Below are 16,970 nucleotides of genomic sequence, written 5' to 3' on the forward strand. Positions count from 1 at the left end.
GCGCGGGGACTGAACAAACACTAAGATGAGGACTGGTCGATTGGATCTCGGATGTGTTGATCATCGCGACTCGTTTCGCCTGAACACTGAAGCCGGAAACTCAGTATGCGTCACTCTCGTCTTCGTCCTCATCTGAACCTATGTCGGAGAGGTTAATTACGAAATCATTCCAGAAGTCATCTCTCACCTGTTTTGTCCTCGCGTTTTCACCTTTAAGAAGACGAAGAGTTTCGGCAACGGAGCTGTAACCGTTATCGATGTCGAGAAACCGTACTCGCTTCAGGTGTAGAAGCTTGAAATATTTGTCGCCTTCAATGAACGCCGTACTGGCGGCAGGATTGATGCCGCGACCCACCGTCTCGTACGCAAATAGCCACATGGGGCTTCGCAAACCGTCGGAGTCGAGTGAACCATTCCAAACGCTTAGATCCAACGGTCCGGACACGAGTCCACGGGCTGACGCGAAAACTACTAGCAGTGCGATCATCGAATTTTCTGTGGCGTAGAGTGGCTTCAAGGTTTTCTGAGTAAGCACGAGCCCTAGCCTAATCGCGAGGAACAACAACCATATCACCTCTCCAGTGCGATTCGCCTGAGCAAGGACGGGCACACGGTTCTCAATGAACTCGCTGATAAGCTTAGTGTCGACGTCCATGAACTCGGTTTGCCGCAGGATCAGAACTTCCACCAAAAAAGAAATCAGGCTGGTGTTTCGACGATAGGCATTTATGAGGGCACTCTGCAGCTGCCGCCAGTCCCCCGCCTTGACGATGGATGACCGAGCATTGCCCAGTGCATATCTCTCGACATTAACATCGGGGTGACTTTCGCAGATGCGGCCGACTTCGTAGAAGAAGCGTTGGAACTCCGTGTTGTTCGATCCAACTTTGGGAATAAAACTACGGACAGCCTGCTTCCAACCAAGGTTTTGCCGTACTGAGGTGGGGAATATGGCCGACTTATCACTGTTAAGTTCGAGCTCGAAGTGGGTAGCCGCCAATCGCAATGCTGCGAGCAATGCCTCCCCCGATTCTCCATTAACAGCACTGATAGTGTAATCGTCGATGTAGCGGGAGGCATCTTGGGTTCCGATGCGGATACTCAACTGAAGTCGTTCATCGATGGCGGACGCTACTACTTCGGCGATTAGCCTCGATGTATCTGGGCCGACTGGCAGCCCGATAGTTTGTCCGTCCTGTGCATTCCGGCACAGCAGATCGATCAAATTCCCGTAATGTTTGATGTCACGGTTTGCTTTCGACCACGGTTTTCCGTAGATGGCCCAGGGGATAGCGTGGGTATAGATCGAGTGAAAAAATGCTCGGATATCCGCGACTGCATACTCTTCACGTCTAGATGATAAATCCAGTCGGAAATCGTCCCGAAGATCGACAGAGGGCCGCATGAGCGCCCTGCCGCCACGCCAGTCGAAAACGGGTGACGATGCTGATATGCGGGACCTTTTAGCTAGACGTCTGAGATCGATATAGTTATTTGCGATGATATTTGAGAGGAGAAGGTGTGAAATCGGATTTGGCACTCCGTGACGTCGATCGTTCTTGCCAAATCGCGGGTGATAGAACCAGGCGGGTGTTGAAATATATCGATGAAAGTCGGGCTTATTCTTATAAAGAGGAAGCCCCTCTATGCCGCTCAATATGAAGTTCCGGTATTTCGCGAGGTCATTGGAAACAAAACACGGCGGCAATTCCGGCGCGAAGAAACCGTGCGAGAGCAGGCGCTTAAAACGCTGTGTTTTTGTCTTCGCGGTCATCGTCCCCCCCCAACGCAGTTCTGCAACCAGACATACCTGCGCCCTGAAGCATCGGCAATGGACGGATGTACATTTCGGAACCTTTATGCCCGCGCGATCGTTCACCCTCTCCCGCAGGTGTTAGCATCAGACATCGATCCGTTATGCGCACTTAACAGGCGATTAAGCCGTAGTACGCTTCGGCAAATCGAACGCTAGCAACGTTATTGGATCACTGATGTGGGACCCGAGGGCCGTAGTCGCCTTGAGGTGGGGAAATGGTTCACGTCGATCAAGCCGCAGCACCACGCCTGATCGATAAAATGATCGGTCAGGCATCAGGCAATTGGGCGTGTTCTGTCACACTCCGGTAGATAGCAAGGACCGCGACCTCGTCTTGAGCCCGCCGAGACACTTACAGTTTCTAGCAATAATCGCATAGCTCGCGTAAAAGTGCGGCATGGAAAAAGCTGATATGCCCGCCAATGCATCGCCTAAGGACCCAGATGTACTGGCGGCCCCCTCCGCGCAAATACGACGGCGAGACGATTTCAAGGCGGCCACAAAGCGGCTGTTAGCGCTGCGGGTAGGTTACCTTTGTTCTAACCCGGAGTGCCAAAGGCCTACGGTCGGGCCAAAGAAGGGTGGCAGTGGCTACGTCAGTACCGGCATCGCAGCTCATATCAAGGCAGCTGCACCTGAAGGTCCACGGTATGATCCGAGCCAGACCGTTCTGGAACGAAGCGCTTTCGAAAACGGATTGTGGCTTTGCGCCGATCACGCCCACATCATCGACCACGACGAAGAGCATTTCACCACCGAGCTTCTATTAGAGTGGAAGCGTGGAGCCGAGGAGCGAGCTTTCCGCCGGCTCGTTGGTGGTCACGGGCATGCTGTTCTGAACGCTAGCGACGATCTAGTTGAGGAATTGCGCGGCCTGCGGTCGCTATTGGGGCTGCCAGAGGAGCAAGATCTGGATTGGATAAGAGCGCGAACGGCAACCGGCGCGTTAGCTCAAATCGAGGCCTTCGAGGCGGCGCCGGCATGGCCCCGACATCCCGTAAATCTGGAGCTCGCGTTCACGGAGAGGGATCGTGTGGAGGCAATGGATATTTCGCGATTTCCGCAGGTCATTCTTGCTCTCCAGAAAGTCGTGCTCATTTCCGGGCCGGGGACCGGCAAAACTACGACGCTCCTGCAGGCGGCCCGCTTTATGATGGCGGAAGGTATTGTGCCGCTCTTTGTGCCACTCGGAGAGTGGGCCGAGGGTGGCTCCGACCTATGGGGTTGGTTGATCGGGCGCCATGGATATGAAGGGCTGAATGCCAATCATATGAAGATCCTCGCTCACCATGGCGAGTTGGTGCTCTTTCTGGATGGCTGGAATGAGGTTCCCGCAAGTTCTAGGCGACGGCTCATCAAGGAGCTGGACGGAATGCAAAGGGACTTTCCTTTGTTGAACATTGTCATGAGCAGCAGACGCGAATCGCTGGAGATGCCATTAAAAGGTAGGCGCCTGGACGTATTGCCGCTCTCCGACACTCAACAGGCGGACATCGCTCGGGGCTTGAAGGGCGACGCGGGCGCTCGCGTCCTGGATGCAGCCTGGAGAACGAGCGGTCTTCGCGAGCTCGTTTCTATCCCACTCTATCTACGTTCTCTTTTAGCTATCTCCGACGCAGGCAAGCTTCCCGAAACAAAAGAGGAGGTGCTGCGTCGAATGGTTGACGCGCACGAAGCTGAACCAGCTAACGCAGACCTGTTTAGCCGCGAACTCTTTGGATTTCAAAGACGCTACCTTTCCGCTCTTGCGACATTGGCACAGAGAGCGGAAAGGGCAACGCTTCCTGCGAAGGAGGCGCGTGCCGCTGTTGCCGCGGTCAATAGAATCATAATCGAGGACGGAGAAACGTCGGCTTCGCCGAATGCGCAGGATGTCCTAAGCAAACTAGTCGATGCTCATTCCCTTGTTCAGAACGAGGAATTGTTTGGCTTTCAGCATCAGCAAATCCTTGAATGGTTCGCCTCGCTTGATCTGGAGGTTGCCCTTCGAGCTAGCAAGACCGACCTCAGCCTTAACCACCCCATTGTCATTGAGATTCTGAATGAGGCCGCTTGGGCCGAGACAGTACTGTTCGCCAGTGAGCGCATGTCCCGTTCAGACGCCACTGGGGTTCGTGCGATTGCAGCCGTAGTTGAAATTCTCTTAAAGATCGATCCGTCGTTTGCAGCGGCGATCATAAGGAGGTCGGGTCCAGCCTTGTGGGAACTAGTCAGCCGGCCGGTCTCGTCATTCGCACGGGCTTGGCACGCCTATGGTCAAGTCGATCGCGCCATAGCGTTTATGATAGACACCGGTCAGGCCGAGTTCGCCGACATTGTGTGGCCCTTAGTGGCTAACCAAGACGGTCAAGTGCAATCGCATACGATACGGCTTGTCCGAAGATTTAATCCATCTGTGCTGGGCGATCTGTTGAAACGGAAATATTGCTCGCTTCCGGACAAGACCCGAGCTTCGCTACTCGGTGAACTCGCTTATCATGGCGACAGCACCGGTATGGATGCTGCACTTGAGCTGGCTCTTTCGGAGCCGAGCACCGCAACACGCTACGAGGCTTTCGCTGGACTTTCTTTCCGTGGCGCAACGACGAGGATTGAGGAGTTACTTAGAAAGTCGGGGGATGAACTCGCTGAAATGGTCGCGGAACGCGGATACTTAGATGCGATCCACGACGATTGGCTGCTTGCTGACCTAGAGAGACGAAAACAAAAACTCGCCGCCTCCCGCAGCCCCGAAGACCGGCTCTTAAGTGCTAGTCGTTTCGCTCCGGATGCTACGCTACGGGAAGTTATTGTTTCTACTCTCCAGGACTACCAATATTCCTTCCGCGATCATGGTGCTTATGCTTTGGCCGAAGCAGCCAGAAGGTTACCTGAGGCCGTCGCCGCGGCACTTCGGTGGCGTTTGGAGAACGGTTTCGATTTGCCATTTCGCCCATTTGGCTATCTTGAAGCAGAAGCTCCTACCGACTCTGGCCGCCTACCCGAGATGTTGCTTAACGGGGACGTTGCCGGTGATGCAGCTAAATATGCATCCTTCCTAGTCGGCCCTGAAACTATAAAGCGGCTCCTTGAGAGCCTCCTCGCAGCTTGGCGCGAGTTTCGTGTTGCCGGGCTGCGCACGGAAGTCGCTTATGCCCCCGTAAGAAAGTTACACGACATACTCGAGAGCACGCGCGCGCCCGTTCTTTTTGAGGCATTACAGTTCTATTCAGCCGATTGTGCGCCGGCAGTAGTTGCAGATCTCTGCTATGTCATCGCCTCTCACGGCCGCAATCATGATCGGGAAGATCTTCCGATAACAGCCGAGCAACGAGAAAGGGCCGTCGTTCTCCTGAACGGATGGGGACGGCAATTGCTGAACCTAAAAGCAAGTCGCCAAGAGCTGGGGGCACTAGCTCGGGTGATGCGACGATTGGCCCACCCCAGCCAGGTCAGCATTCTTGCTGATATGCTTAATGCCGACCTGGCAGCATTAAGCACTGCGAAGGCTGTTTTCCGGAACAACCGCCGAGATGACGCGGCTCGTCAGGAAATTCGGTCCTCCTACTCACATGAGTACCGGCTGTCGCTAACGGAGGCGGGAACACCGGAGGCCGAAGGTGTTCTCGCCGCGCACTTGGAGGATCCTGAATTCGGCGTTGAGGCTGCAATAGGCCTTCAGATGATTTGGCAACAGCGGAACGAACCTCGAATCAAGAAAGCCTACCACCCATGGCCGGATTTCGAACGGGCAATGGCAAATCGGTCCCGGGACCGAGGTACATCGACTGTATCGGCCGAAGCTATCCTCCGTGCTGCTAAGCGGGCCAAGTCGGATGGCACCGGGGAAGGCCTTCGCCGTGCACTGAAATTTGCAGGGTGCGCCGCCCTTCTTCCACATGGCCAAAGGATGGACTTCTATGTCGAACTGATTTGTGCCGATGTCGACCCCCGCTCCAAACTCGACCTCGCCAACAAAATGTTGGTCGGGGGTTTGATGGTCCCGGCATCAGTCATCAGGGATGCATTGAAACAGACTCTAGATGCGCGCGCTGAAAGCAAATGGATTTCGGAAGACCAATTCGGGGACATTATCGACTGGATTAAACTTTTGCCGTTCTCCGATAAGCCAGACGATACGCTGACGGTCCTCGACTTTCTCGACACCAAGATTAAGGTTCCATGGATACGGATCCGGGATATCCTTTCGATAGTTCGGCACAAACCGGAGGGCGAACGGATCCAACTACTAAGAGGATTCGTTCAACGATTTCCAGAACTTGCCGCGCAGCATGAACTCTACATGGCAATGCAGAATCCAAGGCGAATTACGCTCGATTTTCTTGTGGAGTTAGCGTCCGGAAAATACGGAAGAGACGCGATGAGTCGCGGCACACCGTATGATTATCCACAAACGCTTTACGCGGCTTTACCGCCAGAGGAAAGAGAACGACTTCTCGATCGATTCAATGCCACTGATAATCAACGGATCAAGGAATTTGTTGCGTCGGTGCTATTAGCGGGGGGTGACCATGAGTCCTTCTTGAAGCTGGCTTGTGATATCGTCGGCCGGCGCGTGATTGCTCGCGCTGGTTGGAACGCTCAGCAGTATTTGCTTTATGACCACCAACCGATAGGTGAAGCAACCAACCAGTTTGAACTGATCCCTCGGGACTTGCGCCGGCTGCGCGAAGGGTTGTTTGACCTCACGGCATCTGACGATGTGGAAACGCGTGCATTCGCGTCTGAATATCTAAACAAGATTGATGAAGAGCGTGACAAAGAAGGAGGCATCGACGCGGGCCCAAGACATCCGAACATCGCGTCTCGCAGGGCGTGGCCGGAAATAATGGGCATCGGGAACGCGAAATGACACACCTTTGATGCTGTTCGGTTCCTGCCTCAGCGAGCACCCGACGATGTGCCGAGGCCCTACGCCGCCCGCACCCGATCGCGCCCACTCATCTTCGCGTCATAAAGCGCCTGATCCGCCCGCCGGTAAAGCTCGGACGCGCTATCCGTCGGCACACAAGCGGCGATGCCGGCAGAACACGTGTAGCTGAAGTCGGGCGAGTCCGGCAGCGGCCGGGAGAAGCGGATCACCGTCAGCATGCGCTCGACCATGGCAAGCGCGTCTTCCGGGCCGGTGACCGGCATGACGAGGAGGAATTCTTCGCCGCCTACCCGGCCGAAACAATCGTTACGGCGGACATTCTGATGGATGCGGTGGGCGAAGTCGCGCAGCACGAGATCGCCGGCGTGGTGGCCGAGCCGGTCGTTGATGCGCTTGAAATTGTCGATGTCGAAGACGGCGAGGCAGCCCGTGCTGCCATGGCGGGCGGCGGCCAGCATGTCTTCGACGCGCGCCATGACGAAGCGGCGGTTGGCGACGCCGGTGAGTTCGTCGGTGTAGGAGGCCTTGATCGCCTGGTCGCGATCCTGCCGGACGGTGCGGCCATGCGCCCTGAGACGGGTGATATCGCTGGCGATGCAGAGCATCCAGCCGTTCTTCTGCACCGCTTCGGTCATCCAAAGCCAGCGGCCGTCGGCAAGATCCGTCTCGAAGGCGCGATAGCCGATCTTGCCGCGGCGCGACTGCGTCGAGCGCAGCCACTCCTCGAAATTCTCCGTGCGGATGACGGTGCCGCGGCCGAGATGGAAATTGCGCCGCTCGGCTCGATGAAATAGGTCAACACTCATCTTGAAGGTCGCACTACGAGCTCAAGCGACGCTGGCGACGCGTTTCTTGTGCTCCTTTTCGGCCGCCGCCGCATGACGGTCGCAATACCACGCGTCAGCGGCCGGGCTTCAATTCGGAGATGTAGCGGACGAGCGGGTTGACCTGCCGGTTCTCGATTTCGGCATCGTTGCGCAGGCGGATCGCCTTGCGGAGGAGCCTGGCGCCGAGATAGCGGATCGGCTCCGGCGGCAGCTTCTTGCGCTTGCCAAGTCCGACAAGACCGCTGCGGCTCCATTGATCATCCCGGCCGAGCACGAGACTCGCGAGGATGCGGCCGGCCACGGGCGTCTGGGCTATCCCGGTGCCGTTGAAGCCGATGCCGAAGAAGATATTGGGCTGGCCGGTGAGATGGCCGAAGATCGGCAGGTGATCGGCGGTGCAGTCGATCGGCCCCGACCAGTCGTGCTCGATCTTCACTGTTCTCAGTTCGGGATAGACCCGGTCCAGCTCGCGCCTGTTGTCCGCGCCCTTTTCCGTGCCGCGGTTGAAGGAGGGACCGATCCGATCGCCGTAGGCAATCTTGCCGCTGCCGCGGCCGAAGATGACCCGCCCCTCCGGCGTGCGCTGGTAATAGAGCACATGCGCCTGGGCGTCGCAGATCGATTCGCCGCCCGTCCACCCCAGGCGCTGAAGCAAATCCGGCACTCGTTCCGTGGCGACGATCTGGCTTTCGACCACATAGATATAGCGCAGGAGCTCGGGAATGGATGCAAGCCAGGCATTCGCCGCCAGCACGACCCGGCCGGCGCGAAGGGGGCCCTGCGGCGTGTGCAGGGTGGCGATGGCTCCCGGCTCGATCGCGGTGACGGGCGTCTTTTCGTGGATGATCACATGGCGCGCGAGAGCGAGGCGGCGCAGGCCCGCGGCGAGCTTTCCCGGCTGCACCGTTCCTGCCCGCATCTCGGCAATGCCCATGTAGGAGGCGCTAGAGCCGGTGCGGCGGGCAATCTCGCCGGCATCAAGCGGGGTGAAGCGCGCTTCGCCATGAGCCTCCGCCATGTCAAGCGCCTGCCGCCAAGCGCCTTCCTGGGCCCTGGCGCTTGCCGTCCATAGCCATCCGTCCAGCCTGAGATCCATGCCGATCGCGCCGCTTGCCTGCAGGGCCTCCAGCTCGTCGATCGCATCGGCGGTCGCCCGGCAGAGCGAAAGCGCCTCCGTCTCTCCCACCACCCCGGCGAGAAGATCAATCTCGGCAAACCAGGAGTGGACCTGGCCGCCATTGCGGCCGGAGGCCCCTGCCCCGCAGCAATCCGCCTCGAGCAGGACGATCTTGAGCCCGGGATCCTGCTCCTTCAGGCGCAGCGCCGTCCAGAGGCCCGTATAGCCGCCGCCGACAATGGCGACATCGGCGGCCTGATCGCCCGCGAGCGGCGTGGTGACGGGGGCGGCACCGGCGTCCTGGAGCCAGAAGGAGCGGTCCGCGCCACGCGCCAAAACAGGCGGTCTCAAAGTGTAGCGCATGATGTCAGCCCTCCGCGGCAGAGATTTCGTCGGCATATTTCCGCAGGAGCCATGGCGGAATGGCAGTCAGCCTCTGCGGGAAGCCCCCTTCATGCAGGCAGGTCCCGGCGGCCGCATCGGTCGCGAGGCGCATGGCTGCCCCGGCATTCATGCCTTTCAGAAGATGCGCGACAATAAAGGTGGCGATGAAACTGTCGCCGGCGCCGCAGGTATCGACGACATCGACTGCTTGCGCCGGCACATGGACGAGCTCCGCACCGTCGTCAAAGAAGGCGCCGCGCGGGCCGCAGGTCAGGACGATCCTCGCAGCGCCACGATCCCTCAAGGCTCCGATGACGGGCTCGACCGGCACATGCGGCTCATCCGGCCCGGATGCGAAGACCAGCGGCACGCCCTTGAGAGCCAGTGACTGGTGGGCCGTCGAGACGTCAATGCTGAAGCGAATGCGGTCCTCGATCAGCCGCTCGACGAGCTCGGCGCTGGAATTGGTGCCGAGGTGAACCCAATCGGCCCGCCTGAGTGCCGCGTAGCGCTCCGGAGACGGAACGTAATTGCGCCCGACCCCAAGATCTTCAAGCAGGAACCTGCGGTCGCCATCCTGCTCCAGGAGCAGGGTAACGGCGGTGGGGCCGTCCCGCCGCTCCAGGTCCGCCCCAGGCAGACCGACGGCTTCGATCGCTGTGGCGATCACGTCGCCCTCGGCATCCCTGCCGACAACGCCGAAATAGCGGGCATCGCAGCCTTGCCGATGCCATTGCACCGCCACATTAAGCGCATTGCCGCCGACAGCCATGCTGTTCTTGCTGAGGTAAACGTCCAGGCAGTTGTCGCCAACCGCAATCAGCCTCATCGCCGCCATCACGCGACCTCCCCTGCCTGCTGGAGATAAGGCGCGATCCCCTCAAGGCAGCGGCTCCAGGTCGTGACGGGGTCAAGAGCATAGGAGCCGTTGCCGAAGGGCTCAAAGGTGAGCTTGCCGCGGTATCCGGCATCCGCGAGCTGCTGCAGATAGCTGCCCAGCGGCAGCTTGCCGTCGCCCCAGGCAAGATGGCCTGCCGGGTTGCCGTCGACCAGCTGCACATGGGCGAGACGCTCGCCGAAGAGTCGGAGGTAATCTTCGACAGTATCGCCTGCCGTCGCCATGCCGACGGTATCCAGGACCACGTCGATGACAGGCGATCCGACATCGGAAAGCATGCGCGAGAGCTCGGCGGCATTGGTCACGATATTCGTCTCGACTCGCTGCAGCGGTTCCAGCAGGCAGCGGATGCCGCAGGCGGCAGCGTGAGCTGCGATCTGCCGCAGCGCGTCGGCCGCATCGTCCCAGGCCCGCTCTCGGGGCGCGCTTTCAAAGCCGCGGCCGGTTGTCAGGAACAGGTAGCGTCCACCAAGCTCGGCGCAGATCTCCGCCGCGTGGCGGAAGCGGTCGATGCTGTCCTGCCTGAACTGCCTGTCACCGGAGGCTATGTTGATCGGATAGATGACCTGCTCGGGCGTGAAACACCATGTGGAGAGGCCATTGTCGGCAAGGATGCCTCGCACCCGGGCAATGCGGGCCGCATCGGCATGGAAGAGGTCGAGATGGGGGGCGATCCCCCAGAGCTCGATTTCGGCGAAGCCGAAGCCGCGGATGATTTCCGCGACCTTTTCGAAGGGATAGTGCTGAAAGCTGAAATTGGCGCCGATCAGCTGCCTGGCCGAGAGTTTTGGCACTTCCGGTTTCCTCATGAAATCATTTGCCGATGCCTTCGGTGAGGCCGCGGATGAAATAACGCTGGGTGAAGAAGAAGATGACGACGATGGGCAGCGCCGAGATGGTCATGGCGGCGAAGACCTCGGCGAAATTGGTGCCATGCTTGGCCATCAGCGAGGTCAGGCCGACCGGCAGGGTCTGCACGTCGATCTGGTTGGTGAAGATCATCGCGAAGATATATTCGTTCCAGGCAAACAGGATGTGCAGGATGATGCAGGAGACGATGATCGACCGGCAGAGCGGCAGCATGATCTTGCGGAAGATCTGCCCCTCGCTGGCGCCATCGATCATGGCCGCCTCGTCCAGATCGCGCGGCAGGTCGAGCATATAGGCGCGGATCAGGAAGGTGGTGAAGGGCACGCGGAAGGCCGTGTAAAGGATGATCAGCGCCCAATGCGTGTTGTAGAGGCCAAGGCTCTGCATCATCTGCACGAGCGGCACCAGCGCGACCGTCGGGCTGAGCATCATGCCGCCGAGCACGAAACCGACGATGACAGGCTTGCCGAACATCTGCGTCCGGGTCAGGCCATAGGCGGTCCAGGCACTGATGAAGACCGTGGTGATGGTCGATACGACCGTCACCAGCAGGCTCGAGAACAGGAAATTGCGCACACCCTGGTTCCAGGCCGCGACGTAATTGTCGAAGGACCAGCGGTCGGGAAGCGCGAAGGGATCGCTGAAGATCTGGCTGTTCGACTTGAAGCCGCCGAGCGCCATCCAGATCAGCGGGTAGACGACGAGAATGCCCGCCGCCACCAGCAGCGCCATGAGGACGCCCTTGCCGATGACCAGCCAGGGATTGCGCAGCGAAGCGCCCGCAGGAATGACCACCGCGCTCATGCCTCCACCCTCCGCCGCTTGGTGTACCAGAGCTGGAGCAGGCCTGTCGTCAACGTGGCGAGGAAGATGACGACGCCGATTGCGGCCGCATAGCCCATGTCGTTCTGGTTGAAGCCCTGCTCGTAGAGCCATGTCCCCAGCACCTGGCTCGAATTGTTCGGCCCGCCGCCGGTCATCACCATGACTTCGTTGAACACCTGGAAGGCGCCGGCAATGGTGACGATGATCATCATGCCGGTCATTTCGCGGGTGAGCGGAAAGGTGATGCAGAAAAGCTGGCGGAGCGGTCCGGCCCCATCGACAGTGGCGGCATCGTAGAGTTCGCGCGGGATCTTCTGGATGGCGATGGTGAAGAGCAGTGTGGAATAGCCGAAGCCCTGCCACTGGCTCATCGCGATGATCGCGTAGATCGCCGTGCGCTCGTCACCCAGCCAGGTGTAAGACAGGTTCTGCAGCCCGAGCAGATGCAGCAGGGCGTCGAGAAGGCCGATATCGGGCTGGTAGATGAAATAGAAGAGCAGGCCGGTGACCGTGGTGGAGATTGCCGAGGGAATGAAATAGACGGCCCGCCAGAAATTCCGCCAGGCGCGGCTCCTCAGCCCCTCGATGATCGCGGCAAGCACGAAGGCGGCGAAGACCTGGAAGATGACGGAGAGCACGGCATAGAGGCCGTTATTGGTCAGCGCCCGCCAGACGACCGGATCGTCCAGCAGCCGGCGATAATTGTCGAGCCCGACATAATCGACCTCGCCGGTGAAGATGTCCTGGGTGGTCGTGCTGACAAACAGGTTGTCGACGATCGGATAATAGACGAACCAGCCGACGATGATCAGCGCCACGATGCCCCAGCGCAACGCCGCCAGCTGCTGCAGCAGGCCGTGCCGCAGCCATCTCCTGCGGTTGGAGACGGCGCCGCGCAGGGCGGCACCGTTCCTTATCGGGGTTGACGTCACGCTCGCCATCGTCATTGCCTGGCGGCAGCCGCGGCGGCTTTGCGAACGGAGGCGAGAAGATCTTCCGCCGACATGGAGCCGCCGGCGAAGGCCTGCAGGCCGGAAAGCCAGGCAGCGGCGACACGCGGATGGTTGACCGTGTCGAGCCACGGCATGAGATAGCTTGCCTTGGCGATCTCTTCCATGCCTTCGGCGACATTGGGATTGATCCTGGTCTTATCCGCGCCGCCGATCACGGCGCTCGGCTGGCCATAGGGCGGCGCCGACAGCGTCCTGCCGTTTTCCTGGCTGGTGAGGAATTTCAGGAAGTCGATCGCCAGGGGAACGTTCTTCGCCTTGGCATTGACCATGTAACCCTCGGGCGCGCCTTCGAGCGCCGTGACCGAGCCCTTGGCATCGCTCGGAGCCGGCAGCTTGAAAAAGCCGAACTCCTCCGGCTTCAGGGCCGTTTCCTTGGTCGCGGCCTGATCGAACTCGATGATCTCCTGGTAGTACATGGCCGCCTTCCTGTCGCTCATCGACTGGAGTGCGGTCTGGTAGGAGAGGCCGTTGACCTGGGCGCCGCCGGCGCAGCGCTCCTGAAGCGAGCGGTACTGCCCGAGCGCCGCGATATAGCCGGGATGATCGAAGGTCGCCGTTTTCGGGTTGAAATCGCGCTCCAGCGTCTCAGTCGGCACGTTATAGGCCAGCAATTGCCCGAGATAATGGACGAGCGGCCAGGATTCCTTGTTGCCGATCGCGATCGGAACGACGCCCGAACCCTTCAGCGCATCGCACGCCTTCAACAGGGCGTCGAAATCCTTCGGCGGCTCGATGCCGAGATCGGCGAACATCTTCTTGTTGTAGCCCATGAATTTCGCATCGAGATAAAGCGGCACACCGAAATATTTGCCGTTATACGAAAAGGCCTTCACCGCCGCCGGGCTCAGCGTCTTGCCCCATTCGGTTTCCGGCCCGATGACCTTGGACAGATCGACGGCGCGATTGCCGCGGATGAAGTTCTCGCCCCAGGTCCCCGTCCAGGAGAAATAGATGTCCGGCAGCGAGTTCGAGGCGACCAGGGTCTTGGTCTTGCCCTTGATGCTGTCGTCATTCTCCTGGATGAGCTCGATCTTCACGCCGGGATGCTGCGCCTCATAGGCCTTGGCGACATTGACGAAATAGGGGGAAAGCAGCTGCAGGCCGAACTTGGTCAGGATCGTCAGCTTGCCGCTGTAGTCGACCTTGGCGGCCGGATCGGCAACCGGCGCATCGCCGGCCGCAGAGGCTGTTGCCGGGAAGGCTCCCCAGGAAATCGAGATGACCGATACTGCCGCAATCATCGCAGCAGTGGAGTGGATGGACCGTTGCATGTTTCATTCCCCTTTTGCTTGTTGATCGTGCGGCAAATCGCGGTGTCCTACCGTCCGCCATCCGCCGGTCAGAAGCGGCGAGCCTCTTTCGCCGCTGCGGCGAAGAGGCTCGCGGCATGCATCAATACTCGACCCGCTTGTAGTAGCGGCGAGTGGTCAGCGGGTGCTGGCGCAGCACTTCGAGATGGGCGCTCAGCCGCTCCAGCAGGGTGGCGAGGACCACCGGCGAGATCAGACTGCGGACCTGCGGCGAAATGCCGGGAAGGGCGACGGATGCGGAATCGAGGATCCAGACCTTGTCGGTGTAGCGATGGACGAAGCGCTCGACCCGCTCGCCGAGCGGCCGCAGCGCATCCTCGCCCTTGAACAGGAACACGCTGACGCCCGGCTCGACCAGTTCCAGCGTGCCGTGGAAGAAATCGGCGGCATGAACGGGCCGCGTGCGGATCCACTGCATTTCTTCCAGGATGCACATTCCGTAATAATGCGCCTCCGGCCAGACCGAGCCGGCGCCGGTGAAGATATGGTATGGCTCGTCCTTGATGGACTGGGCGAGCTTCGCCGCCTCGTCTTCATAGGCCGCCTTGGCCTCTGCGAGCAGCCCCGGCAGCCTCTTCAGCTCGGAAACGATCGCGTCGAAATTCGCGATCCTGCCTGTTTCGGCCAAGAGCGCCAGGACGATGATCATGGTCTGCAGGTAGAAGGACTCCGACGACGTGTCGTCTTCGGCGAAGTTGGTATAGGTATGATCGGCCTGCTGCGCGAGCGGCGTGTCGGCATGGCCGGTGAGCGTCAACAGGCGCACGCCGCGTTCCCTGAGGAAAGGCAGAAGCGCGACGCTCTCCTTGGTCGTGCCCGACAATGACGGCATCACCACCAGCGCCTTTTCGTTGAGCCCGGCCGGCGGATCGAGGATCACCTGGGCCGGGAAGCAGGCCGAGACCGGAAAGGTCGTATGGCGGGCGGCGAGCTCGATCGCGGGAAGGGTCAGGAGCTGCACGCCGCCGGTGCCCATGAAGTAAAGCCGCTCGATCCCCGCATCGAGCAGTTCGCGCATCAGCGGGCGGATCCAGTCTGCAATCGCAACGGCGCCCGTCTGGATCTTCAGGAAGCGGGCTTGGTCAAAGTTCAACATTCGGGTCCCTTGTCTGTCAGTAGAAAGCACGCACACGTCCCCACTTCAGGCGGCGGACTGCGGCGCGCGGCATGCAGTCGCCAATTTCAAAATGTGATATCGATCTCACACGGCGATCAAAAGAAAGACCGGTCGCTCCTCGGGAATGATGAGAGACCGATCTCACACGCGGATTAATGCATGCTCCGGCCGGCATGGCAAGCCACTTTTTGCAGAAATTTCACCTGACGCTGGAAAGAGCCTGTCTCGGACAGACCAGGAGAGGCGCGAGCAGATCAGCGTCCCGGCGTGCGGGACGGCCGGGAGACGGAGCCGCGCACGACCAGGCGCGTCGGGAACTCCTCCCTGTGCGGCGGCTCCCGGCTGCCGTTGATCCGCTGCATCAGCAGCTTCACCGCAAGCGGCCCGATCTGCGCGATCGGCTGCGCCACGACGGTGATCTGCGGGTCGGTGAAAGTGGCGAGGTTGAAGTCGTCGAAGCCGACCAGGGAAACGGCATGCGGCACGGCAAGGCCCATCGAGCGCAGCCCGAGAAGCGCCCCTTGCGTCATCAGGCTGTCGACGGTGAAGACCGCTGTCGGGCGCGACGGCCGGCTGAACAGCCGGATGGTGGCATCGATCGCATATTCCACGGTCGATCGCGAGACGATGATCAGCGATTCGTCCACCTCGATGCCATGGCTCTGCAGCGCCTGGATGTAGCCGGCGAGACGGCCGCGAGCGGTCGTGATGCGGGAATCGTCCTGGATGAGGCCGATGCGGCGATGGCCGTTGGCGATCAGGTAGCTGACGGCCTCGCGGGCGCCGCCCTCATTGTCGACGGTGACGCTGTCACAGGCAACCTGCGGCAAGGCGCGGTCGATGAGGACGAGGGGCGTTCCGTCCCGGACCAGCCGAACCAGGTGCTCCTTGTTGTCGGCCGAGGTCGGCGCGACGATGAAGCCGCGCACGTTGAGGGACCTCAGGCTTTCCAGCAGTTCCACCTCCTGCTCCGGATCTTCTTCGCTGCTGGCGATCAGCAGGTTGTGCCGAAAGGCGCGCAGATCGACATCGACATCATGGGCGATCCGGGCAAAAAACGGATTCTGGATATCGCCCGGCATGAAGCCGATGAGCGGCAGCTGCCCCCGCCGCAGAGCTTGCGCCACGCGATTGCTGCGATAGCCGAGCCGATCAGCCGCTGCCAGCACACGCTCTGCCGCGTCTCCGCCGACATAGCCGTAACCGTTCAATGCGCGGGCGGCGGTCGCGCGCGACACGTTCGCGGCGCGCGCAACGTCTATCAGCGTCACTGCCTTTGGCGCCACTTCCCTCGGTCCCCGCTGGATCTTGTCCGGCCTTCAAGCCAGGATGACGCCTAGCAGAGGACGCCCGACCAATTCAAGAGCGGCGTTTGAATGGGTGCGGCCCGACCCGCGCGGCCGGACCTCGGTATCTCTCCTAAGCCGCCCGCACCCTATCCCGCCCGCTCATCTTTGCGTCATAAAGCGCCTGATCCGCACGCCGGTAAAGCTCGGACGCACTGTCCGTCGGCAAACACCCGGCGATGCCGGCGGAACAGGTGTAGCTGAAGTCGGGCGAGTCCGGCAGCGGTCGGGAGAAGCGGATCACCGTCAGCATGCGCTCGACCATGGCAAGCGCGTCTTCCGGGCCGGTGGCCGGCATGACGAGGAGGAATTCTTCGCCGCCGACGCGGCCGAAACAATCGTTGCGGCGGACGTTCTGGTGGATGCGGTGGGCGAAATCGCGCAGCACGAGATCGCCGGCGTGGTGGCCGAGCCGGTCGTTGATGCGTTTGAAATTGTCGATGTCGAAGACGGCGAGGCAGCCGCTGCTGCCATGCCGGACTGAAGCCAGCATGTCTTCGACGCGCGCCATGACGAAGCGGCGGTTGGCGACGCCGGTGAGTTCGTCGGTGTAGGAGGCCTTGATCGCCTGGTC

Annotated in this window: 11 protein-coding genes and 1 pseudogene; 1 reads left to right on the plus strand and 11 read right to left on the minus strand. The window is 60.3% G+C overall.

What is annotated here, in order from left to right; all coding sequences use genetic code 11:
- Positions 1-100: 100 nt before the first annotated feature.
- Positions 101-1,774, minus strand: a complete 1,674-nt coding sequence (locus FFR93_RS29420; RefSeq protein ID WP_138395741.1) for an RNA-directed DNA polymerase — start codon at positions 1,772-1,774, stop codon at positions 101-103.
- A 439-nt stretch (positions 1,775-2,213) separates the two neighbouring features.
- Here FFR93_RS29420 and FFR93_RS29425 point away from each other — a divergent pair, with 439 nt between their 5' ends.
- Positions 2,214-6,668 carry a hypothetical protein gene (locus FFR93_RS29425; protein WP_138395742.1) on the plus strand — a complete coding sequence of 1,485 codons (4,455 nt, stop codon included), beginning with the start codon at positions 2,214-2,216 and terminating at the stop codon, positions 6,666-6,668.
- Between the two features lie 59 nt (positions 6,669-6,727).
- Here FFR93_RS29425 and FFR93_RS29430 read toward each other — a convergent pair.
- The 10 genes and pseudogenes from FFR93_RS29430 to FFR93_RS29475 all read right to left on the minus strand — a co-directional run.
- A pseudogene (locus FFR93_RS29430) lies at positions 6,728-7,465 on the minus strand (GGDEF domain-containing protein); the annotation flags it as partial.
- Between the two features lie 124 nt (positions 7,466-7,589).
- On the minus strand, positions 7,590-8,996 hold the full coding sequence (locus FFR93_RS29435) for an FAD-binding oxidoreductase (protein WP_138395744.1): 1,407 nt from the start codon (positions 8,994-8,996) through the stop codon (positions 7,590-7,592).
- Positions 8,997-9,000: 4 nt separating this feature from the next.
- Complete coding sequence (locus FFR93_RS29440) at positions 9,001-9,855, minus strand: PfkB family carbohydrate kinase (RefSeq protein ID WP_138395745.1); 855 nt, start codon at positions 9,853-9,855, stop codon at positions 9,001-9,003.
- The gene (locus FFR93_RS29445) at positions 9,855-10,709 is read right to left on the minus strand and encodes a sugar phosphate isomerase/epimerase family protein (protein WP_246661373.1); all 855 of its coding nucleotides are present in this window, start codon (positions 10,707-10,709) and stop codon (positions 9,855-9,857) included. The genes FFR93_RS29440 and FFR93_RS29445 overlap by 1 nt, the downstream gene beginning before the upstream one ends.
- Before the next feature lie 19 nt (positions 10,710-10,728).
- Complete coding sequence (locus tag FFR93_RS29450; protein WP_138395747.1) at positions 10,729-11,589, minus strand: carbohydrate ABC transporter permease; 861 nt, start codon at positions 11,587-11,589, stop codon at positions 10,729-10,731.
- The gene (locus FFR93_RS29455; protein WP_138395748.1) at positions 11,586-12,551 is read right to left on the minus strand and encodes a sugar ABC transporter permease; all 966 of its coding nucleotides are present in this window, start codon (positions 12,549-12,551) and stop codon (positions 11,586-11,588) included. The genes FFR93_RS29450 and FFR93_RS29455 overlap by 4 nt, the downstream gene beginning before the upstream one ends.
- A 2-nt stretch (positions 12,552-12,553) precedes the next feature.
- A complete protein-coding gene (locus tag FFR93_RS29460; RefSeq protein WP_138395749.1) occupies positions 12,554-13,894 on the minus strand; it encodes an extracellular solute-binding protein in 1,341 nt (446 codons plus the stop codon).
- 121 nt (positions 13,895-14,015) lie between these two features.
- Positions 14,016-15,029 carry an SIS domain-containing protein gene (locus FFR93_RS29465; protein ID WP_138395750.1) on the minus strand — a complete coding sequence of 338 codons (1,014 nt, stop codon included), beginning with the start codon at positions 15,027-15,029 and terminating at the stop codon, positions 14,016-14,018.
- A gap of 275 nt (positions 15,030-15,304) precedes the next feature.
- Positions 15,305-16,336 (minus strand): LacI family DNA-binding transcriptional regulator, encoded by a 1,032-nt coding sequence (locus FFR93_RS29470; RefSeq protein WP_138395751.1) that lies wholly within the window; start codon positions 16,334-16,336, stop codon positions 15,305-15,307.
- A 133-nt stretch (positions 16,337-16,469) separates the two neighbouring features.
- A partial coding sequence (locus tag FFR93_RS29475; RefSeq protein WP_138395752.1) for a GGDEF domain-containing protein occupies positions 16,470-16,970 on the minus strand: 501 nt, incomplete at its 5' end.

It is taken from the genome of Rhizobium sp. MHM7A, assembly GCF_005862215.1.
GTDB lineage: Bacteria > Pseudomonadota > Alphaproteobacteria > Rhizobiales > Rhizobiaceae > Rhizobium > Rhizobium bangladeshense.